This is a genomic window from Bradyrhizobium nitroreducens (assembly GCF_002776695.1).
Taxonomy (GTDB): domain Bacteria; phylum Pseudomonadota; class Alphaproteobacteria; order Rhizobiales; family Xanthobacteraceae; genus Bradyrhizobium; species Bradyrhizobium nitroreducens.
The window spans coordinates 4264200-4284236 of the sequence record NZ_LFJC01000003.1; the positions used below are offsets into that span (position 1 = coordinate 4264200).

At 64.7% G+C, this 20037-nt stretch carries 24 protein-coding genes; 15 read left to right on the forward strand and 9 right to left on the reverse strand.

All coding sequences use genetic code 11. From position 1 onward, the window contains the following. Nucleotides 1-5: 5 nt before the first annotated feature. The 6 genes from TSA1_RS20545 (at nt 6) to TSA1_RS20570 (ending at nt 5538) form a co-directional block, all read left to right on the forward strand. Complete coding sequence (locus TSA1_RS20545; RefSeq protein WP_100177928.1) at nt 6-926, forward strand: class I SAM-dependent methyltransferase; 921 nt, start codon at nt 6-8, stop codon at nt 924-926. A 443-nt stretch (nt 927-1369) separates the two neighbouring features. Continuing rightward, complete coding sequence (locus tag TSA1_RS20550; RefSeq protein ID WP_100177929.1) at nt 1370-1672, forward strand: hypothetical protein; 303 nt, start codon at nt 1370-1372, stop codon at nt 1670-1672. A 466-nt stretch (nt 1673-2138) separates the two neighbouring features. Beyond that, nucleotides 2139-2489, forward strand: coding sequence for a hypothetical protein (locus TSA1_RS39780; protein WP_174718988.1), 351 nt, complete (start codon nt 2139-2141; stop codon nt 2487-2489). 16 nt (nt 2490-2505) lie between these two features. Then, on the forward strand, nt 2506-2733 hold the full coding sequence (locus TSA1_RS20560; protein ID WP_142251285.1) for a hypothetical protein: 228 nt from the start codon (nt 2506-2508) through the stop codon (nt 2731-2733). A 166-nt stretch (nt 2734-2899) separates the two neighbouring features. Next, on the forward strand, nt 2900-3583 hold the full coding sequence (locus TSA1_RS20565; RefSeq protein WP_174719320.1) for a response regulator transcription factor: 684 nt from the start codon (nt 2900-2902) through the stop codon (nt 3581-3583). Then, the gene (locus TSA1_RS20570; RefSeq protein WP_100177932.1) at nt 3580-5538 is read left to right on the forward strand and encodes a sensor histidine kinase; all 1959 of its coding nucleotides are present in this window, start codon (nt 3580-3582) and stop codon (nt 5536-5538) included. The genes TSA1_RS20565 and TSA1_RS20570 overlap by 4 nt, the downstream gene beginning before the upstream one ends. Nucleotides 5539-5803: 265 nt before the next feature. Here TSA1_RS20570 and TSA1_RS20575 read toward each other — a convergent pair whose 3' ends face one another. Next, complete coding sequence (locus tag TSA1_RS20575; protein WP_100177933.1) at nt 5804-6094, reverse strand: hypothetical protein; 291 nt, start codon at nt 6092-6094, stop codon at nt 5804-5806. A 237-nt stretch (nt 6095-6331) separates the two neighbouring features. Between TSA1_RS20575 and TSA1_RS20580 the strand changes: the two genes are divergently transcribed. Continuing rightward, complete coding sequence (locus TSA1_RS20580; RefSeq protein ID WP_094895875.1) at nt 6332-6556, forward strand: hypothetical protein; 225 nt, start codon at nt 6332-6334, stop codon at nt 6554-6556. A 163-nt stretch (nt 6557-6719) separates the two neighbouring features. On the opposite strand, the gene TSA1_RS20585 is transcribed toward TSA1_RS20580, so the two are convergent. Together TSA1_RS20585 and mddA are read right to left on the reverse strand one after the other, a co-directional pair. Next, a complete protein-coding gene (locus TSA1_RS20585; RefSeq protein WP_100177934.1) occupies nt 6720-7142 on the reverse strand; it encodes a GFA family protein in 423 nt (140 codons plus the stop codon). A gap of 216 nt (nt 7143-7358) precedes the next feature. Beyond that, a complete protein-coding gene (gene mddA, locus TSA1_RS20590) occupies nt 7359-8147 on the reverse strand; it encodes a methanethiol S-methyltransferase (RefSeq protein WP_174718989.1) in 789 nt (262 codons plus the stop codon). A 133-nt stretch (nt 8148-8280) separates the two neighbouring features. On the opposite strand from mddA, the gene TSA1_RS20595 reads away from it, so the two are divergent. Next, a complete protein-coding gene (locus TSA1_RS20595; protein WP_100177935.1) occupies nt 8281-9828 on the forward strand; it encodes a winged helix-turn-helix domain-containing tetratricopeptide repeat protein in 1548 nt (515 codons plus the stop codon). Between the two features lie 97 nt (nt 9829-9925). On the opposite strand, the gene irr is transcribed toward TSA1_RS20595, so the two are convergent. After that, entirely contained in the window at nt 9926-10411 is a 486-nt protein-coding gene (gene irr / locus TSA1_RS20600) for a Fur family transcriptional regulator Irr (protein WP_100177936.1), read from the reverse strand. A 178-nt stretch (nt 10412-10589) separates the two neighbouring features. On the opposite strand from irr, the gene TSA1_RS20605 reads away from it, so the two are divergent. Next, nucleotides 10590-10901: a hypothetical protein gene (locus TSA1_RS20605; protein WP_100181244.1), complete on the forward strand. Its 312-nt coding sequence runs from the start codon at nt 10590-10592 to the stop codon at nt 10899-10901. 9 nt (nt 10902-10910) lie between these two features. Here the strand turns inward: TSA1_RS20605 and TSA1_RS20610 are convergent, their stop codons facing one another. The 3 genes from TSA1_RS20610 to TSA1_RS20620 form a co-directional block, all read right to left on the reverse strand. Beyond that, nucleotides 10911-11480 carry a DUF2147 domain-containing protein gene (locus TSA1_RS20610; protein ID WP_100177937.1) on the reverse strand — a complete coding sequence of 190 codons (570 nt, stop codon included), beginning with the start codon at nt 11478-11480 and terminating at the stop codon, nt 10911-10913. Between the two features lie 32 nt (nt 11481-11512). Next, the gene (locus TSA1_RS20615; RefSeq protein ID WP_100177938.1) at nt 11513-12175 is read right to left on the reverse strand and encodes a DUF3313 domain-containing protein; all 663 of its coding nucleotides are present in this window, start codon (nt 12173-12175) and stop codon (nt 11513-11515) included. Nucleotides 12176-12424: 249 nt separating this feature from the next. Then, nucleotides 12425-13063, reverse strand: a complete 639-nt coding sequence (locus tag TSA1_RS20620; protein WP_100177939.1) for a TetR/AcrR family transcriptional regulator — start codon at nt 13061-13063, stop codon at nt 12425-12427. A 216-nt stretch (nt 13064-13279) separates the two neighbouring features. Here TSA1_RS20620 and TSA1_RS20625 point away from each other — a divergent pair, with 216 nt between their 5' ends. The 6 genes from TSA1_RS20625 (at nt 13280) to TSA1_RS20645 (ending at nt 19222) form a co-directional block, all read left to right on the forward strand. Next, complete coding sequence (locus TSA1_RS20625) at nt 13280-14830, forward strand: ABC transporter substrate-binding protein (RefSeq protein WP_100177940.1); 1551 nt, start codon at nt 13280-13282, stop codon at nt 14828-14830. A gap of 204 nt (nt 14831-15034) precedes the next feature. Next, the gene (locus tag TSA1_RS20630) at nt 15035-16006 is read left to right on the forward strand and encodes an ABC transporter permease (RefSeq protein ID WP_100177941.1); all 972 of its coding nucleotides are present in this window, start codon (nt 15035-15037) and stop codon (nt 16004-16006) included. Further along, nucleotides 16003-16842, forward strand: coding sequence for an ABC transporter permease (locus TSA1_RS20635; protein ID WP_145984351.1), 840 nt, complete (start codon nt 16003-16005; stop codon nt 16840-16842). Before TSA1_RS20630 ends, TSA1_RS20635 begins: the two co-directional genes overlap by 4 nt. A gap of 2 nt (nt 16843-16844) precedes the next feature. Continuing rightward, nucleotides 16845-18464 carry an ABC transporter ATP-binding protein gene (locus TSA1_RS20640; protein WP_174719321.1) on the forward strand — a complete coding sequence of 540 codons (1620 nt, stop codon included), beginning with the start codon at nt 16845-16847 and terminating at the stop codon, nt 18462-18464. A gap of 378 nt (nt 18465-18842) precedes the next feature. Next, nucleotides 18843-19016: a hypothetical protein gene (locus TSA1_RS39785; RefSeq protein ID WP_174718990.1), complete on the forward strand. Its 174-nt coding sequence runs from the start codon at nt 18843-18845 to the stop codon at nt 19014-19016. Next, on the forward strand, nt 19013-19222 hold the full coding sequence (locus TSA1_RS20645; protein ID WP_100177943.1) for a hypothetical protein: 210 nt from the start codon (nt 19013-19015) through the stop codon (nt 19220-19222). Before TSA1_RS39785 ends, TSA1_RS20645 begins: the two co-directional genes overlap by 4 nt. Nucleotides 19223-19246: 24 nt before the next feature. On the opposite strand, the gene TSA1_RS20650 is transcribed toward TSA1_RS20645, so the two are convergent. Next, the gene (locus tag TSA1_RS20650; protein ID WP_100177944.1) at nt 19247-19525 is read right to left on the reverse strand and encodes a hypothetical protein; all 279 of its coding nucleotides are present in this window, start codon (nt 19523-19525) and stop codon (nt 19247-19249) included. 118 nt (nt 19526-19643) lie between these two features. Next, nucleotides 19644-19985 carry a hypothetical protein gene (locus tag TSA1_RS20655; RefSeq protein WP_100177945.1) on the reverse strand — a complete coding sequence of 114 codons (342 nt, stop codon included), beginning with the start codon at nt 19983-19985 and terminating at the stop codon, nt 19644-19646. Between the last annotated feature and the right edge of the window lie 52 nt (nt 19986-20037).

Sequence of the window (20037 nt, forward strand, 5' to 3'; positions counted from 1 at the left end):
ACCCTATGCACGAACACTTGAATGACGTTGCCGATCTCCCCCTCACATATGATCTTCACCTCTATTCGCGCAATGACGCGTTGAGCATCTTTCTGCGATCGCTAAGCTATCATCGGGTCGGCGCAGCTTACCTCGCGAACGAACTCGCCCGGCGTTCGCGACGAGCGATACACAGAGCGCTTGATATCGGCTGCGGGGAGGGCACATTCACTTCGACGTTAATTCGAGAGATGCAGATAGTCGGGGTGGCCGGTCCGCAGAGCATCTACGCTTTTGACCCCGATATCGAAAATTTGACGTTCTATAAATCCAGATTACGCGGGTGCAACGAACTCGCACTTACGACGAGCAATTCGACGCTTGAGCGGGCCCAGTTAGATCGATCCTCTGATTTGGTCATATGCTCTCATTCCCTGTATGGCATGATGGAAAATCCCAGCCTAACTGGGACTGAAAGAGTCAACCAAATCAGACGAATTTTGAGCAGCGTGGCCCCTGACGGTCTCGTATTTATGTCGCTGGCTAGCGCTAACAGCCCTGCCTACGAGGTCAAAAGAGATATTCTGAGAGTCTTGAATCTGAAAAACCCTTCTGCTCATGGCGAAGAGTTGCAGAGTTATCTCATTCTGGCTGGATCGGGGGCTAAGGCCACATACCACTCAAGCTATATGGACGTTACAGAAATATTGGACGACAGTTCAGCGATGATCAAATGGTGTTCTTATTTCTGTAGAGTTCCCGAAAACCAACTTCAAATGCTCGGCCAAGACCTGCTGCGCAAAATAATCAATCGTCACATCTTGCAATTTAGAAGCGCCACTCCAGAGTTACAGAAACGGATGAAGGAATTTCCTGCCGCGCTCGGCTCCCCTGCCGACGCAACAGTGTTCTTGCCACATCGCGAGATTTTTTTTGTGACGTCCTGAGTTACCACCGAACGTTCGTCTACCGGCGATCGGGGTCTCTGCAACCTTTGTGCTGACAGGCATGGCAGTAAAATACGCGATCGAAAGATCCACTATGGGTCGGCAATAGGTCGAAGCGAAATAGAACCGGAACCGAACCAGCCCAAACTTGGGACCAAAAATGGCGTGAGTAACGCTGTGAGTACAGGGTTCGGAGGATTGCAGGAGGCCTTGTTTTTGTTTGACTATCGGTAGTAGTTCGATTCCGGCCAGGGCACCACGCTTCGCCCTTCGGGCTACGCGTGGCGCGGCCGTGCGAAGCCACCTGTAGCCCGAAGGGTGAAGCGTGTCCGGCGAAGCCTCTTGGCGAAGGCGGACTGTCCCAACACACCCGGTCTCCCTTCCCATCCCCGCATCCCCCCTGTATAAACCGGTAGCTTCTTCCGTTATTCGAAGGAGCTCATATGAACGACCTGCACGCGTGGCTTTCACAGCAGCACCACGGTTTGCGGACCTTCCAGACCTTTCAGCACAAGCTCGAGACGCTCGGCCGGGACGATCCCGCGCAGCGCGGCCTTTGCCGCCTGCTCAGCGGTATCGTCGGCAGCTATGTCGAGGCCTTTGACGAGGCCCCGCTTCCGGTCGAGATCGCCGAGGGCGCCTATCGTCGCCTGCTGACGCTGGTGGAAAGCCTCGATCTGCAGGGAGATGCCGCGCGCCGCCTCGCCGACATCAACCGCGTGGCGACCTGCGAGCTGTGGCAGTGATCTGCAGGTGGAAGCGCGGACGCCCAGGATTTCAGACAGCAGCACACGCCTCCACGACCTCGCGACGCTGACGCCCGAGTCTTGGACCTTTCTTGACACCCCTTCCTTGGAAAGGGCGCAGGGAAGGCCGGGCGCCGGCTGGCACCCGCGATCCGCTGCGCGCAAATTGCGCGAAAACAGATGCACAGCGGCATACAGGGCAGCCCGGGACATCCCGGCCTTTCCCTGCGCAGTGGTTTGACGGCTTATGGCGCGCTCTCCCCGGGGAGCGTTGCACTATTGCCCCCGTCGCCTTGCGGATAGCTGATGTGCACGCCCGGTCGGGCGGCCACATCACCGCAAGCCTTGACGCACAGACCCCGGGCGTCAGGACGACACGCTTTTGCCGTACGCGGACCACACCGGTCGTGTGCGCGCTGCTCAACCGCTCACGGGCCAAACCCGCCCGGCGATTGCCGGCGCGCCGATGCACTCCACGTCCACCGCCACCCCGCCCGCGTATCGTGACGATCGCGAAACGCCCCTTGTCCATGGGCCGGGATGCGCGACACATACGATATTTCCGAATTTCGGTCAAGCAGAATTTTGGGATCCCGAAGCGGGGCGGACCGACCTCGTCCCGGCCAGGGATCATGTTCAGCAGTTGCCCGCCTCTATCCACGCCGGCATTGCGAGCGCAACGGAATCCTCCCTGAACAGGATGAATTCGATCAGCGAATTAGTGAACATGCACAGCAATGACGAGGAGAGAGATGGCGCGTCCCGAGGCATTCGACTTCGCCGCGGCAATCCCTATATCTTCCGGCAACCGATCTGATGCAGCGGACAGCTTGATGGCCAGGACACGCACGACGGACGCCGACGACCTTCCCCGCTATTTCGTCTGGGTCCGGGGCCTCGAAGGCCCCGAGCCGCAGAAATGGATGGCGATGGATTTCGGCATCGGCGATTGGAAGCGGCCGCTGGTGCTGGCGTATCTGGAGCTGCCGGAAGACGAACGGCGTCTGTCGCTGTCGATGCTGGCGAGGCGCTATCCACCGCCGCGGGTGGATCTTTCGTGACCAGAATTGCCGGCGGCGCTCGCCGTCCATCGCCCCGCAATGCCAGACCAGTACATGGCCGTTCCGTGTCATCCCCGCCCCCATGATTATGGGTGTCCTGCCATCCCGGCACCGGTTAAACTTGCCCTTGCGCTGCGGGGGACACGCGGGGTGCGAGACCATGATCATGACCGAACAGGGCGAGACGGGTGAGACCATCACCATCCTCCTCGTCGAGGACGACGCGCCGACTTGCTGGCGGCTGCAGGATGCGCTGGTCAAGGCCGGCTACGAGGTGCGCAGCGCCGGCACGCTCGGCGAAGCCCGCGCCGCCCTGGCCGCCGGCGCGCCGCGCGTGCTGCTGACCGATCTGCGGCTGCCCGACGGTCACGGCATCGAGCTGATCCGCGAGATGCGGCAGCGCTTCCCCGACACCGAGATCATGGTGATCTCGGCGCTCGGGGACGAGGAGAGCGTGATCTCCGCGATCACGGTCGGCGCCACCGGCTATCTGCTCAAGGACGCCTTCCCGACCGACATCGCCACCACCGTGCGCGATCTCGTCGCCGGCCATTCGCCGATCTCGGCCTCGATCGCACGCTTCATCGTGCGCCGGACGCAAGGTGCGGCGCAGAGCTCGGCAGAGCCGCCGCCCGGCCCCGTGCTCAACACCGCGAGGCTGACGCCGCGCGAGATCGACATCCTCTGGGGCATCGCCAAGGGCTTCAGCTATGCCGAGATCGCGAGCCATCTCGGCCTGTCCAAGCAGACCGTGCCCGGCCACATCAAGAACATCTATCGCAAGCTCGAGGTGCACACGCGCAGCGAAGCGGTGTTCGAGGCGGTGCAGCAGGGCCTGATCAAGCTGTGAGCGAGGTCGCGGCCAAGTCACCTGCGGAGACACCTGCGGAGGCACCTGCGGAGGCGCAGCCACGCCCGCGGCGGCGGTTGATCGCCTCGCGCCTCGTGCCCTATCTGCTGCTCCAGGCCCTGATCGTGATCGCCACCGTGCTCGGGCTGCGGCTGCTGCAGCCGAGCGATCCCGACGATTTTGCTTTGAGCGGGTTTTCGCTGCGGCAGGACGGCGTGACGCTCCCGGTGACGCTGCCGCATTTCACTGCGTCGCGCTATTCCGTGGACGACCCGCCGCTCTACACCGGCAGCTTCACGTTCCGGCGCGGCGAAGCGGCATCGGGATGGTCGGTCTACCTGCCGCGCTTCAGCAACGCGGTCGAGGTCGCCGTCGACGGCGTCGTCGTGCTCGACTCCCGGCGCGATGCCAATGCCAACCGGCCCGACCGCAACACGCCGCAGATCGCAGCGATTCCCGCCTCGCTGCTGCGCGAGGGCGCCAACGAGATCACGGTGCGGCTGTTCGTGTGGGGACCGCTCAAGGGCTTTCTCGACACGGTCTATGTCGGACCGGACGCCGCCCTGCGTCCGGCGTACGAGACGCGCACGCTGCTGTTCGTCACCCTGCCGGTGGTGTTTTCGGCCTGGCAGTCGATCCTGGCCGTCATCCTCGCGATCATGTGGCTGATGCGGCGCCGCGAGCCGGTCTACGGCGTGCTAGCGGTCGCGATGGTGCTCGGTGTGGTGCAGGCGTACGTTCCGCCGCCGGTGCCGCCGGCCGCCACGTCGCGGCTTGCCTCCGTGCTGCTGGCGTCCGCGCCGATCGAGAGCGCGTTGGTCGTCATGTTCGGCGTGCTGTTCTTCGGCTGGCGCTGGCCGCGCTACGGCATGCTGCTGTTCGTGCCGGGCCTCGTCGTGTTCGTGGTCGGGTTGATCGGGGGACCGCCGCTGCCGCGCATCCTCTTCCTGGTGCTCGGCATCCCCACGGTCGGGCTTTGCCTGTTGCTGATGGCCTGGGTCACCGCGACCGCGGTCGTGCGGCGGCAGGACGCCGCAAGCTTCACGATCGGCTGCGCCGTCACCATCGTGCTGGTCTGCTGGATCCGGGACATGCTCACGGTGATCGAGATCGTGAACACCGATCGCATCTTCGTCTCGCGCCTGTCCTATTCGGCGATGCTGGTCGCGATCGGGGCCGGGCTGACCTGGCGCTTCGCCCGCGCGCTGAACCAGGTCGACAACTTTGCCGACCAGCTCGTGACGCGGGTGCGCGAGGCCGAGGAGCGGCTGAAGGCGAGCTTTGCGCGCGAAGAGGAACGCGCCCGCGCCGCCGCGCTCGCCAACGAACGCACGCGCCTGATGCGCGACCTGCATGACGGCCTCGGCGGCCAGCTCGTCAGCATCGTCGCGCTGTCGGAGCGCGGCCACGAGGGCGCGAGCATCACCGATGCCGCGCGTGCCGCGCTGAAGGATCTGCGTCTCGTCATCGATTCCATGGACGACATCGGCGGCGACCTGATGCTCGCGCTCGGCTCCTGGCGCGAGCGCGCGAGCGCGCAATTGCGGCCGCACGACATCACGCTCGACTGGCGCGTGGCGACGCCGCAGGGCGTGCCGCTGCATCCGGAACTGCGGCCCTGGCACGTCGTCCAGATCGTGCGCATCCTCGACGAGGCCGTGACCAATGCGGTCAAGCATGCGCAGGCGCGCCGCATCGCGGTGACCATCGACACGTTCGACGCGGGCCAGGGGCCCTACGGCGTGATCAGCGTGACCGACGACGGCCGCGGCTTCGCGATTGCAGGCAACGGCGAGGCCGGACGCAACGGCCAGACCGCGCGCGGCCTGCGCAACATGAGAAACCGCGCCGCGCGCTGCGGCGCCGTGCTCGATCTGAGCTCCGATGGCTCGGGCACCCGCGTGCGGCTGCAATTGCCGCAGCGTTTTCCCGACAGCGACATGGCTGCGGGCTGAAAAACCCCCTCCCCGAACGTGTGGGGCGCACGGAGAGAGGGGACGGGCCGGGTAAATCTGCCTGCGGAGGACGGGGGGTGTTCGTCCGCAGGCCCCGTTGGCCCGAACTCTTCTCCCTCGCCCCGCTTGCGGGGAGAGGGTCGGGGTGAGGGGGAGTCTCCGCGAGGACGGTGGCAGTTGGACTCGTGGAGAGTCCCCCTCACCCGAATTCGAGCTACGCTCGAATTCGACCTCTCCCCGCAAGCGGGGCGAGGTGAAGAAGCAATCAGCGCACGCCGACGCGATTGACCGGGCCGCCGCGGTTCATCGGGGTTCCCGCGCGCACGCCGACACCGGGCGCACCGACGCCGGGCGTTGCGACCGCCGCGGCCGCAACCGGCGCTCCCGGGGCAACCACCACCGCCGCCGTCGGCCGCACCACGCAGCCCTTGGGCACGCCGACGGTCTTGCAATAGACCACCGCCTGCGCCGGGCTCGTGCCCAGCGACACCATCGCCGCGCTCGCGAGCGCCATGACCGTCAGCCCTGCGCTCAGCGCTCCAGCTCTCTTCGACATTCTTGCTCTCCTGCTTCCCGTTCGGCGTCCCGATGCAATCACCGGGTCTCGCAGCCGAGGTGCAGCCTGAATGACAAAAGACGGCGCGCGAATACATGCCATGAAGATGGGGGTACCGCGTCCCTCAAGGCCTGCCGGTGCCATGAACATGGCATGGACCCCCGCCCAGCCCTTGCGGGATGGTCCGGCCCGATTGATCCCGGTCGGGACCAACGAGGATTCCAAAAGAGGTGCTTCATGAAGATTTCGGTTCTTGCCGCGCTGCTGCTCACTGCGGCCGCCCTGCCCGCTGCCGCGCAATCCGGTCCGTCGGTCCAGGAACAGATGGCCTGCCGCGGCGATGCCAGCAAATTCTGCGCCGAGCATATCGGCAAGCCGCCGCAGATGAACGCCTGCCTGCGCGAGAACAAGTCGAAGCTGTCGGACAGCTGCCGCAAGGTCGTTGAATCGCGCGGCGGCTAGTCTTGCGTCTCCGTCGAGAAAACACATTGAGGGCGGCGCACTGCCGCCCTCTCTGAGCGCGCGCCTCGTCCTTCGAGACGGCGCTAACGCGCCTCCTCAAGGAGCCCGCTAAAAGCGGGCGTCTCGAAGGATGGCCGCGGGAAAAACCCTCGCCTGCGCGCCGCTACTCCTGCATCATCTCGCCGCTGCCGCCGAACTCGGCCGGAAAATCCTTCAGCTTGGGCAGGCCATCCCGCATCGGCAGCACGGTCTCGGCATAGTTGACGTGAACCCCGGGCGCGAAGGCCAGCGTCGGGATGGTGGCGCTGAAGACGTCGACCAGACCGAGCGGCGGATGGTTGGTCATGAGATGGCCGCCGCACTTCTTGCAATATTTGCGCTGGCTGAGCGGCGTCTTGGCGAAGGTCTCGACATTGGCGGCGCCCTCGGTGACGCGCACGGCCTCGGGCTTCCACAGGCTGAAGGCGTTGACCGGCCCGCCCGACCACGACCGGCAGGAGCGGCAATGGCAGTAGCCCATCGCCTCCGGTGCACCGGTGACCTCGATCGTCACCGCGCCACAGAAGCAGTTTCCGACATGTTTCATTGGGTCGTCTCCGTTTGGTTGAAGGGGGAGAAATCCTCTCCCTGCCCCGGGGTCCACGACATGTCGGGACTGGCGGGTGCAGGGAGAGGTGTCGGGGTGAAGGGGGAGATCACCCCGGGGGACGTTGGAGGGACGGGCGCGTGAGATGCTCGCGTAGCTTACCCGGCGCGCCCGCGCGTCCTCCGTTCGGCGGACGCGCGCAGTGCCGCACCGAGGTTACAGTGACCGGCGCCAGGGAATAAGCATCGACACCCGTTGTTTGTACTGCCGGTACTCGTCGCCGAAGAGCGCGACGAGGTCGTGCTCCTCCAGCGCGATGCCGACGAAGATGTAGAGCGTGGTGACGGCCGCGAACAGCAGATGGCCCGCGGTCATGGTCGGCGCCGCCCAGAACGCAATGATGAAGCCGAGATAGATCGGATGGCGCACGAAATTGTAGAGCAGCGGCGTCTTGAAGCGCGGCGGCGGCGTCTCCTTCCCGATCAGATGGTTGGTCACCTGATGCAATCCGAACAATTCGAAGTGATTGATCAGGTAGGTGCTGGTGAACACCAGAACCCAGCCGGCAAAGGACAGCGTGACCAGAGTCACCGCGAGATCGGGATTCTCGACGTTCCATATGACCGCAGGCAACGGACGCCACTGCCAGAACAGGAGGAGCAGCGCCAGACTTGCGAACAGCACATAGGTCGAGCGCTCGACCGGCTTGGGGACGAACTGTGTCCACCATGCCTTGAATTGCTGGCGCGCCATCACGCTGTGCTGAACGGCGAACAGCGTCATCAAGAGTAGATTGATGATGACCGCCTCGACAGTCGGCGTGTCGGTTCCGGTGTCGATGGTCTTCGGCACCACCAACCCCGTGACGAAGCCGATGGCGTAGAGAACGGTGACGAAGAACACGAGATAGGCGGAAATTCCGTACAGAAAGGCGATGAGCTTGAAAATGCGTGAGCCGGTAATCTCCGGGCCGACGTAATGAACCTGGTGATCAAGTTGGGTCATAGAACGCTCCGTTGTGCCGAGACATCGACACTGTTTGGTCCTTCCACCATGCCGGATCGGACGCCCCGAGACTTTCGCGGACGGTTGATTTTCGCCTGAGACGACTTTGATTTTCTCTTGAGACGACAGAAACGTGCGATTTCGCTTTGAAAACAACGTGCTCGACGGCAACCTGCGGGAACTCAGCTGCGGCGGGGCGACCGTTCCGTTGCAGCCGCAAGTGTTCGATCTGCTGCTCTATCTCGTCGCGCAGCGCGCGCGTGTGGTCAGCAAGGATGACCTGATCAGCCAGATCTGGAGCGACCGGATCATCTCGGATTCGGCGCTGAACAGCCGGATCAACGCCGCGCGCAAGGCACTCGGCGACGACGGCGCGACCCAGCGACTGATCAAGACCATTCCGCGCAAGGGCTTTCGCTTCGTCGGCGAGGTCCGGGAAGAAACGGCAGCGTCGATCGTGCCAGCCGAGGCAAGGCCGGCTCTGCCGCGCGCGGCAGACCGTCCGGCGGTCGCGGTGCTTGCCTTCGAGAACATGAGCGGCGATCCCGCACAGGAGTATTTCGGCGACGGCATCAGCGAGGACATTCTCACCGCACTGTCGAAGCAGCGCTGGTTCATGGTGATCGCCCGCAACTCGTCCTTCACCTACAAGGGACGCGCGGTCCATATCAGGCAGATCGCCGAGGAGCTCGGCGTCCGCTACGTCGTCGAAGGCAGCGTGCGCAAGGCTGGCAGCCGGGTGCGCATCACCGCGCAGCTCAACGATGCCAATTCGGGCAGCCATCTGTGGGCCGAGCGCTACGACCGCGAGCTGGTCGACGTCTTCGCCGTCCAGGACGAGATCACCAATGCGATCGCTGCGGCGATCGAGCCGCAGATTTACGCGGCGGAGAGCTTTCGCGCCCACAGCAAGCCGCCTGCGAGCCTGGACGCGTGGGATCTCCTGATGCGGGCGCTGTCGCATTTCTGGCGGGTGACGCGGCGCGATCACGACACCGCACGCGCGCTGCTCGAACGCGCGATCGCGATCGATCCGAGCTACGGCCAGGCGCTGTCGCTGTTGGCGGCAAACCACATGTTCGGCGCGCATCTCGGCTGGGCCGAGCTCGCCGCGGTGGCGCCGGTGGCGGAGGCCGCTGCGCTCGCCGCGGTGCGCTGCGACCACGAGGATGCCTGGGCCCATGTCGCGCTCGGCAGCGTCTATTTCTCGACACGCAGGCTCGCGGATGCGCTGTCCGAGTTCGAGCAGGCGCTCGCGCTCAATCCGAACTTCTCGCTGGCGCAAGGCTATGACGCGCTGGCGCTGTCCTATGCCGGACGCTCCAGGGAAGCGTTCGAGGCCGCGCAAAGAGCGATCCGGCTGTCACCGCGCGATCCGTCGCTGGCGATCTATCACGGCATCGCCGGCTATGCGCGCTTCACCGAACGCCATTATGACGAGGCCATCGCGCTGGCGCGCGAGGCGATCCGCCATCGCGGCGATCTCACCGGCGCCTACCGCGTGCTCGCGGTCTCGGCCGGCATGACCGGCGACGAGATGCTGGCGGAGACGGCGCTGGGCGAGCTCCGCCGCGCCCAGCCGGGCATCTCGCTGCACTGGATCGAAACCCAGCTGCCATGGGCGAATGCGGCGGATTGCGAGCACTATCTGGAAGGATTCCGGCGCGCCGGATTGCGCTGAGGCGCGATCCGGAAAAGTGCGAAGCGGTTTTCCGGAAAGATCATGCGCAAACAACAACTGAAGGCGCAATGATGATCCATCCAAATCTCATTGCGCTTCAGGTTCGCTTGCGGCGCAAATGGACGATGACGTCCAGCCGCGCGATCTCGTGGCCGGGAAGCGCCTCGGGGATCCTGGTGAAGGCGAGGCCTTCGGCGACGTCGACCAGCATATCCTCGCCTTCGAGATAGAAGTGCGGATGCACCGATGTGTCGGTGTCGAAGAACGACTTGAGGCCGTCGGCGGCGATCCGGCGCAGCAGGCCGGCCTCGGTGAACTGGTTCAGCGTGTTGTAGACGGTCGCGAGCGACAGATAGGCGTTCGCCGCCATCGCCTCTTCATAGAGGCTCTCTGCCGTGACATGACGATGGCCGCCCAGGAACAGCAACTGGCCGAGCGCGAGGCGCTGGCGCGTCGGGCGCAGGCCGGCATTGCCGAGCAATCGCAGGCAATGCTGCACCCCCGCATCCGGCGCCGCCTCGCGACCGGCGACATCGGGTCCGTTATCGTCAGCCGCAGGGATAGTGGTGGCCTGGATGTCCATCGCTCGTCTCACGGCTCAAGGGAGCAGGACGCCCGGTGCCGGGTCCCGCCAGTTGCTATTGGATCGCAAAAGCGGCGGCCTGACTTTGATCCGGATCAAATCGGAAGCCGCCTCTGATGTATCGCAAGGCGGCCCGATCTATTCCCGGCGAGACTTGGCCGGCATCAACGAGGCTCACATGTCCAGGCCGGTTCCCGACAAGGCAGAGATCGCGCTCGAATATCCCGACAAGTTCTATGTCGGCACCTTCGAGCATTCGTCGCGGTTCGAGGCGCGGCTCGACGGCAGCGGGGTTGCGCTGGTGCTGCAACATCCGGGCGCGGCCGACGAGCGCAAATCGGTGCACCTGCACATCAATTTCGGCCTGCTCGCCGGCATCCTGCGTGAGCTCGCCGGCAGCGTCGCTGCCATCCCCAAGGACGACATCGCGCACCGCGAGCAGCTCGCGGAGGCGCTCGACGAATTGCGGCGGGCGCTGCGGACCTCCTGAGCGAGACCGCTATTTCACCTTCGCCGGTATCGGCTTCGGGGCCGGCACAACAGCCCATTCCTTGTCGGCGCGCGGGCCGTTCAGATCGCCGGTGAGGCCGACGAGCTGACCGGGCACGACGTCGAGGGTCTGCTGCCAGGTCTGGGTCTGGCACAGGAACTTGATCAGGCAGCCTTTCAGCTTGAGGCGCTCGGGAGATTCGCGCCAGATCGAGACTGAATAGGATTTGCCGTCCTCGGCATTATAGATGTCGCCGGCGAAGCGCCCTTCCGCCGTCGCTTGCAGGCCCATGATGAGCTGATGGCCGAGCAGTGTGCGGGCGCGCTTGTCCGGATCCGGATTCTGGCTGTCGCGGTAAGGCTGGCCGCGCTTGTCCGTTGGCTCCTTCATCCAGACGATGAAGCCGCAAAGGCGGTCGCGCGACGGCCCGCAGCGCTCGAGGCGGATGCGGGCGCGGCCATCCTCGACCAGCCAGGTGCCGCTCGGATCTGCCGGCATGACGGCGCCGGCGCGGCCGCCGATGATCATCATCACGACGGTGATCGCCACGCGCAGCACGAAGCGAAGGAGAATATTCATCGGCAATGCCTTTCGTTGAATGGATCGCGGCGTCAGTTGAGCTGCGCCATCAGCGCATCGGCGCCCTTGTCGAGGCCAGCAGTGGCGGCCGCGAGCGCGCCGGCGGTGGCCTTGATGTCGTAGGCGGCTGGGTATTGCTTGGTGACGTAGGCAGAGAGCAGACGAGAGGTCGTCGCGTCGAAGATCTCGACGCCGTAGATCACCGAGCCGGTCATCATGCCCTCGCCGTCGCGTGCGGCCTGCACGCCGTTGTAGACCGCGCCGGCCATATCGAACCGCGAGAGCGTGCCGAGCACGGGCGTGTTGGCGACCGCACCGGTGAGCGTCAGCCTGACCCGCAGGGTATTCGGTCCGCGCTCCTGCACCAGCGCGAAGCGGCTGCGCAGCCGCTCGGTGAAACAGCTCTGCATGTAGGCGGCGAGCGTCGCCTTGTCCTTGCCGGACATGTCGCCGAACTGGTGGTCCCGCCCGCGATAGACCACGACGGGATCGAGGATCACCTTATTATAGGCGCGCCAATCGACCGGTGTGGAGTAGCGGTAGGGCACGCGGCCGGAGGCGTCCGATTTGTCCGGAGCCATGTAGGCCGAGGACGCCATCTCCGAATAGGGAACCGGCGCGACCGAGGCGCAGCCGCCCATGCCTGCGCAAAGCGCCAGCGCTCCCAGACCGCGCAGCGCGATCGAGCTCCTCATTCCCGACTCCTCTTGGCACTGTTGGGGCGATGGCGGCCGCAGCCGCGCCAGGGACCGGACGCGGCTGCGGGGCTCGCCATTGCCAACCCTAGGCTTCGTCCGGGGCCATGTCGGAAGCTTCGGATCGCCTCAGTGTCCCGATTTATAAAACCGACCAGACGGTTTGTAAAGATCGAAAATGAAGGCCTGATGCATTTCGCCGCTGGCGCGGCTTTGTGCAGGCCATGATCGGGTTTCGTTAACGATGAATCAGGCGCGCTTGCGCCGCGTTGCGGCCTTTGCGCCCGGCGCCGCTCCGGATTTGGCGGCGCGTGATGCCGCCGGCCGTTCGAGGCCGGTCCATTGCGCGTCGTCGAGCAGACGCGCGAACAGTCGCTGATGCTCGTCCTTGCTGAGCGGCGACATGCCGAACAGCGAGCTCAGCAGCAATCCCATCGCGCCGGCCCAGCGCAGCATCGCCAGATCCGGATCAGCGGCCTCTTCCCTGATCGCCGCCATCCTTCTCATCTCGCGCTCGCGCGGCAGCGCCATCAGGTTGGGATTCTCGACCATGGCCGCAACCAGCGCCAGCGCAGCGGAATTCGGCGAGGTCGCCGCTTCGCGCACGGTCGCGAGCTGGGTCGCCAGATTGGGATTGGCGGAGGTCGCGCGCACCCTGGCCATATAGTCGGTGGAGAACTCCTCGAAATGCGCCATCTGCCGCTCGAGCAGCGCCTTCAGCACCGCTTCCTTGGTGCGGAACTGGTGCATCACGCCGCCCTTGCTGAGGCCGCTCTCGCGAGCGATCGCATCGAGCGTCAGCCGCCCGGGCCCGTCGCGCGCGATGATCGCGATGGCTGCTTCGAGTGCAGCGTTGCGGGACCGTTCGGAACGCGTGGCATTGTCCATGGCCGACTTGTCTCCGTGACACGACGATGAATCAAGTGAAAACAGGACGCGCTGTACATTTTTTGTGCTGACGCTGTCGAGACTTTCATCTTGCGGCGCCGAACGAGACTGTGTGAGCCTCGACATCGGATGGGGACTGGGATGGGCTGGCCACAGCTTTGCACGCCATGACGTCGCGAAGTGTTTTCGGCTGGTCGCGCTTGAGAAAGATACGACATGCCAAAACGAGTGTTGCTTGGTCTCCTCCTGGCTTGCGGCCTTGCGGCCCCGGCGCTGGCACAAGAGCCGAAGACGGGGGGCGTGATCAATGCCGTGATCCAGCCCGAGCCGCCCGGCCTGATGCTTGCGCAGGTCCAGAACGGCCCGACCCAGATGGTGTCGGGCAACATCTTCGAGGGCCTGCTGCGCTACAGCCCGAAGCTCGAGCCGCTGCCGGAGCTTGCAGAAAGCTGGAGCGTCAGCGAGGACGCCAAGACCTACACCTTCAAGCTCAAGAAGGGCGTCACCTGGCATGACGGCAAGCCCTTCACCGCCGCCGACGTGCTGTTCTCGATGGAGATGCTCAAGCAGACGCATGCGCGTGCCCGCACCAATCTGGCGCAGGTCGACAAGATCGAGACGCCGGACGACTATACGGTGGTGTTCACGCTGAAGCAGCCGTTCGGCCCCTTCCTCGGCATCTTCGAGGTCGGCTCGATGCCGATCGTGCCGAAACATCTCTACGAAGGCACCGACTGGAAGACCAACCCCTACAACAATGCGCCTGTCGGCACCGGCCCCTTCATGTTCAAGGAGTGGCAGAAGGGCTCGTTCATCCGCCTGGTCAAGAACCCGAACTACCACGAGAAGGGCAAGCCCTATCTCGACGAGATCTACTGGCAGATCATCCCCGACGCCGCGGCGCGCTCGGTGGCGTACGAGACCGGCAAGGTCGACGTGCTGCCCGGCGGCTCGGTCGAGAATTTCGACGTGCCGCGGCTGTCCAAGCTGAAGGACACCTGCGTCACCGGCGCCGGCTGGGAGTTCTTCTCGCCGCTGGCCTGGCTGTGGCTGAACAACCGGCAGGGACCGCTCGCCGACAAGCGGGTGCGGCAGGCGGTCATGTACGCGATCGATCGCGATTTCGCCAAGGACGTGATCTGGAACGGGCTCGGCAAGGTCGCCACCGGCCCGTCCGCCTCGACCATCAAGTATTACACCGACGATGTGAAGAAATATCCGTACGATCCGGCCAAGGCCAAGGCGCTGCTGAAGGAAGCCGGCTACAAGGGCGAGAAGATCCGCCTGCTGCCGCTGGCCTATGGCGAGACCTGGCAGCGCTGGGGTGAAGCGGTGAAGCAGAACCTCATGGACGTCGGCATGAACATCGAGACGATCGCCACCGACGTTGCCGGCGGCAACCAGAAGATCGGCGACTGGGACTACGACATCGCCTTCACCTATCTCTACCAGTATGGCGATCCCGCGCTCGGGGTTGGCCGCAACTACATCTCCAGCAACATCGCCAAGGGTCAGGTGTTCAACAACGTCGAGGGCTATTCCAACCCGGAGATCGACAAGCTGTTCGCCGACGGCGCGGTCGCGACACCGGATTCCAAGCGCAAGGAGCTCTACGAGAAGGCGCAGAAGATCCTGGTCGAGGACGTGCCGGTGGCCTGGATGCTCGAGCTGCAATTCCCGACCATCATGCGCTGCAAGGTCAAGAACCTGATCACCACGGGGATCGGGGTCAATGACGGCTTCAAGGACGCATGGCTCGACAAGTGAGGAACTGCTTCTTCACCTCTCCCCGCTTGCGGGGAGAGGTCGAATATGCGCAAAGCGCGCATTCGGGTGAGGGGGAGTCTCCACGAATCCAATTCTCACCGCCCTCGCGGAGAGCCCCCCTCACCCCAACCCTCTCCCCGCAGGCGGGGCGAGGGAGCGCACCGCCCTCGTGGCTTCAGCTCACATCACCAATATGACTCCCTAATGCTCTCCTTTGTCGCTCAGCGTGTCGTGAAGGGCGTGATCGTCCTGCTCGCGATCGTCGTTCTCAATTTCTTCCTGATCCGGCTCGCGCCCGGCGACCCCGCAGTCGTGATGGCCGGCGAGGCCGGCGCCTCCGACCAGGTCTTCGTCAAGCAGCTCCGGGAGAAGTTCGGCCTCGACAAGCCGCTGCCCGAGCAGCTCTTCATCTACGTCAAGGGCATCGCGACCCTCGACCTCGGCTTCTCCTTCCGCCAGCAGGCGCCGGTCGCAAAGCTGATTGCAGAACGGCTGCCGGCAACACTACTGCTGACGCTGACGGCGTTTGCGATCTCGCTGATGCTCGGTGTTCTCTTCGGCACCTTCGCCGCGCGCTTTGCCGGAACCTTCCTCGACACCGCCATCACCGTGTTCGCGCTGATCTTCTACGCCATGCCGATCTTCTGGGTGGCGCTGATGGGCATCCTCTTGTTCTCGGTGACCTTCGACTGGCTGCCCAGCTTCGGCTACGAGACGGTCGGCGCCAACCTCACCGGCCTTTCCCACGCCGTCGACGTCGCAAAACACCTGATCATGCCGGCGATGACGCTCGGCCTGTTCTTCATGGCGACCTACACCCGCATGACGCGTGCCTCGATGCTGGAGGTGAAGCGGCTCGACTTCGTCAAGACCGCGCGCGCCAAGGGCCTGTCCGACGCCGTGATCCAGCGCCGCCACGTGCTGCGCAACGCGCTGCTGCCGGTCGTAACGCTGGCCGGCGTGCATTCCGGCACGCTGATCGGCGGCGCCGTCATCACCGAGACCGTGTTCGCCTGGCCCGGCATCGGGCGCCTGATGTACGACGCGCTGCTGCAGCGGGACTACAACCTGCTGCTCGGCGTCTTCGTGATCTGCTCCGCCATGGTCCTGATCTTCAACCTCATCACCGACCTCGTCTACCGCCTGGTCGATCCGCGCATCGAATTCGCCTCATGAAACAGTTCTGGAAATCGATGCTCAAAAGCCCGAGCGGCGTCATCGGGCTCGTCATCCTTCTGCTCGCGATCACCATCGCGGTGTTCGGACCGATGCTGTTTCCGAACTCGCCCTGGCGCATGGTGCAGCGGCCGTTCCTGCCGCCGTTCACGCTCGGGGCGGTGCCGCTCGGCACCGATGCGCTCGGCCGCGACGTGTTCGCCGGCATGATCTTTGGCGCCCGCGTCTCGCTGCTGGTCGGCCTCGTCTCGACGCTGGTCGCGCTGGTCGTCGGCATTCCCATCGGCGCCATGGCCGGCTATTTCGGCGGCAAGGTCGACGACGCCCTGATGCGCTTCACCGAATTCTTCCAGACCATTCCGAGCTTCGCGCTCGCGATCATGCTGGTGGCGATCCTGCAGCCCTCGATCTATTCGATCGTGGCCTCGATCGCGGTGGTGAGCTGGCCGCCGGTCGCGCGCCTCGTCCGCGGCGAGGTGCTGTCGCTGCGCACGCGCGAATATGTCCAGGCCGCCGTGGTCACCGGCCAGAGCAACACCTGGATCATCCTGCGCGAGATCCTGCCCAACGCGCTGTCGCCGGTGATCGTGCTGGCCTCGCTGATGGTGGCGACCGCGATCCTGCTGGAATCCTCGCTGGCCTTCCTCGGCCTCGGCGATCCCAACCTGATCTCCTGGGGCTACATGGTCGGCGCCGGCCGCACCGTGATCCGCCAGGCCTGGTGGATCACGGTGTTTCCCGGCGTCGCGATCCTGATCTCGGTGCTGGGTCTCAACCTGATCGGCGAAGGCCTCAACGACGCGCTCAATCCGCGCCTGTCGCGGGAGGGACGCTGATGATGACCGCGCCCCCCGCCGTCTCGATCAGGAACTTGCGGATCGCGCTGCCCAAGGGCGCCGAGCGTCCCTTCGCCGTCGATGGCGTCTCGCTCGACCTGCGGCCCGGCAAGATCGTCTGCGTCGTCGGCGAATCCGGCTCTGGCAAGTCGATGTGCGCGCATGCGCTGATGGGCTTGTTGCCGGATACGGTGTCGATCACGTCAGGCGAAATCCAGTTCGAGGGCCGCGACCTGCTCAAGCTCGACGACGACGGCTGGCGCGATCTGCGCGGCCGCCGTCTGGCGATGATCTTCCAGGAGCCGATGACCGCGCTCAATCCCTTGATGCGGATCGGCGACCAGATGGCCGAGATGTTCGAGGCCCACGGCCTCCTCACGCCGAAGGAACGTCGCGCCAAGGCCCTGTCGCTGGCGCGCGAAGTCGGCCTGCCCGACCCCGAGCGCATCGTCCGCGCCTATCCGCACCAGCTCTCCGGCGGCCAGCGCCAGCGCGCCATGATCGCGATGGCGCTCGCGCTCGAACCGGCCGTGCTCGTTGCGGACGAGCCGACCACCGCCCTCGACGTCACCACGCAGGCGCAGATCCTGAAGCTGATCCGCAACCTCCAGCGCAACCGCAACATGGCGGTGATGTTCATCACCCACGATTTCGGCGTGGTCGCCGACATCGCCGATCAGGTGGTCGTGCTCAGGCATGGCAAGGTCGTGGAGGAAGGCCCCGCCGCGACCGTCTTCAACGCCCCGCAGCACGACTACACCAAGGCGTTGCTCGCCGCGGTGCCGACGATGGATCCGCCCGCGCGGGAGCCGCTCGACGAGCAGGCCAGGGCCGTCGAGGTGATCGGGCTGGACAAGACCTATGTCACGTCAGGCGGCTGGTTCCGCGAGGACCGTCGCGTCGATGCCGCGCGACAAGTCAACTTCAACATCCTCAAGGGCGAGACGCTCGGCCTCGTCGGCGAATCCGGCTCCGGCAAGTCGTCGGTGGCGCGCCTCGTGATGCGGCTGATCGAGGCCGACCGCGGCACGATTTGGATCGGTGACACCGAACTCACCTCGCTGTCCGGCAAGGCGCTGCGCACCGAGCGCCATCGCATCCAGATGATCTTCCAGGATCCGTTCGCCTCGCTCAATCCGCGCCGCAAGATCGGACACATCATCGCCGACGGCCCCATCGCTGCCGGCACCGATCCGAAGGTGGCGTTCGAGCGCGCCCGCGATCTCCTGAAAATGGTGGGCCTCGATGCCGGCGCGCTCGACCGCTACCCGCATGAATTCTCCGGCGGCCAGCGCCAACGTATCGGCATCGCGCGCGCGCTCGCGCTCGAACCCGAGATCATCGTCGCGGACGAAGCCGTCTCCGCGCTCGACGTCTCCGTGCAGGCGCAAGTGTTGAGGCTGCTCGAAGATCTCAAGACCCGCCTTGGGCTTTCGATGCTGTTCATCACCCACGACTTGCGCGTCGCCGCGCAAATCTGCGACCGCATCGCGGTGATGCAGCGCGGCGCCATCGTCGAGCTGAAGCCGACCGCGCAGCTCTTCGCCGCGCCCGAGCACGCGTACACGCGCGAATTGCTGGCGGCGGTGCCGGGACGGAAGGAGCGCGCACCGGCGGCGTGAAACGGTGCCCGCATCGATCACCGGACGCCGGGATGGTTCCAAAAACTTGGCGACCTCGAGACGTGAAACATATTTGATTCGACGGAATTTGCTTTGCGTGAACGGTCTTGCCGACGACGGCAAGAAGCAGGCTGATACCGGCGTTCGCCCATGCGGCCAGAAAAGTCTTTGGCTGGAGTCTTGCGGCGAACACATGTGGTGAGCGGCTTCCCGACCCGGCGCATCAGACGCCGGAAGTGTGGGAAGCCCCGGATGCGCTCACGCATTTTTGTTCCCCCGTGATCGACGGCGTCGCTTCAAAGGCGAGGACGACACCATAGATCGAAATTGAATGATCAACGTCATCTGATGACGGACAGCAATTGATACGGAGCCATCATGGGCGAAGTTATACGATTTGTCTCGAAGTCCGAGCGCGAGCGAACGCGTCTCATCCAGGAAGCGCGCGCCATCTACGACAGCATCTTCCCGTCGGCCGATCCGGCTGGCGAAGGTCAGGACAAGACACCGATGGGCCGGACGTTCGTCGGCGACGGGAGCACCCGGTCGTGATCAAGATCATTGCGGTGCTTTGCAGTCTCGCCTCTCCGAGCAATTGTCACGAGCAGCTGGTCACCAGCTCGGATTTTGCCGAGGTCTCGGTGCAGTCCTGCCTGATGGGCGCGCCGCAGCTCGCCGACTGGATGAGCCAGCATCCGGCCGAGCGGCTTGCAGCATGGCGCTGCGTCATCGGAAACCAGGGTGGGCGGGGCATCTGAGCCCGGAGGCCGCCTCATCGCGCCCTATCTCGTAGTATTGCTCCAGGTGGGCACCGCGTTGGTCACGCCGACCGAAGGCCAATTGTACGATCCGATCGAGGGCGCCGTGACGGTGCCGACGGTCTGTCCGGACGAGCCATAGGGTGCTGTCGGCTGCGCCGCCGGCGAGGCACCGTAATTCGGAGCCACCACGCCGGTGTTGTAGTTACGGCTCGACCGGGCCTTCTTCGCTTCAGCTGCGAAGGGCGCGGCAAGCAACCCGGTCGTGACGAGCGCGGCAATGGCGAGTTTGATGCCTGTCATGGCTGATCCCTCGGTCGCTGGGAGCCCCTTGTGCCATGTGTTCACTCACCGGGCGATGTCCAGAGGCACAAGTTCATAACTTCGTGCGCGGGCGAATGTGCCGAAGCGATGCCATTAGTCACCTCCGCTTCGGACGGCAGGCATGACGGCCGTGCCGGTCCTTCACGTTCGCGACCGAATGCATCAAGTCCTTGAAGGCGGTGATCGCCTTGTCCTCGCCGAGGGGGCCGGCGTCATTTGCCTCAAGATGCTCGATCACGGCCAGCAGCGCATCGGCGACCTGCCCGATCTGCTTGCCGTAGCTGCCGACATCCGACAACACGTCCTTCTCGACATCGGGTGCCGAGGACTGTCCGACGGTGATGTTGACGAGGCCGAACTGGCCGCCGGTTGGGCTGAAGAACGACGGATAGATGGACTGGACGACATCTCCCGACAGGGGCAGCTTGAACACGGGCATGCGATTTCCCTCGCTGACTTTGGCCGGCGAGAAAACACTATCACGATCATGC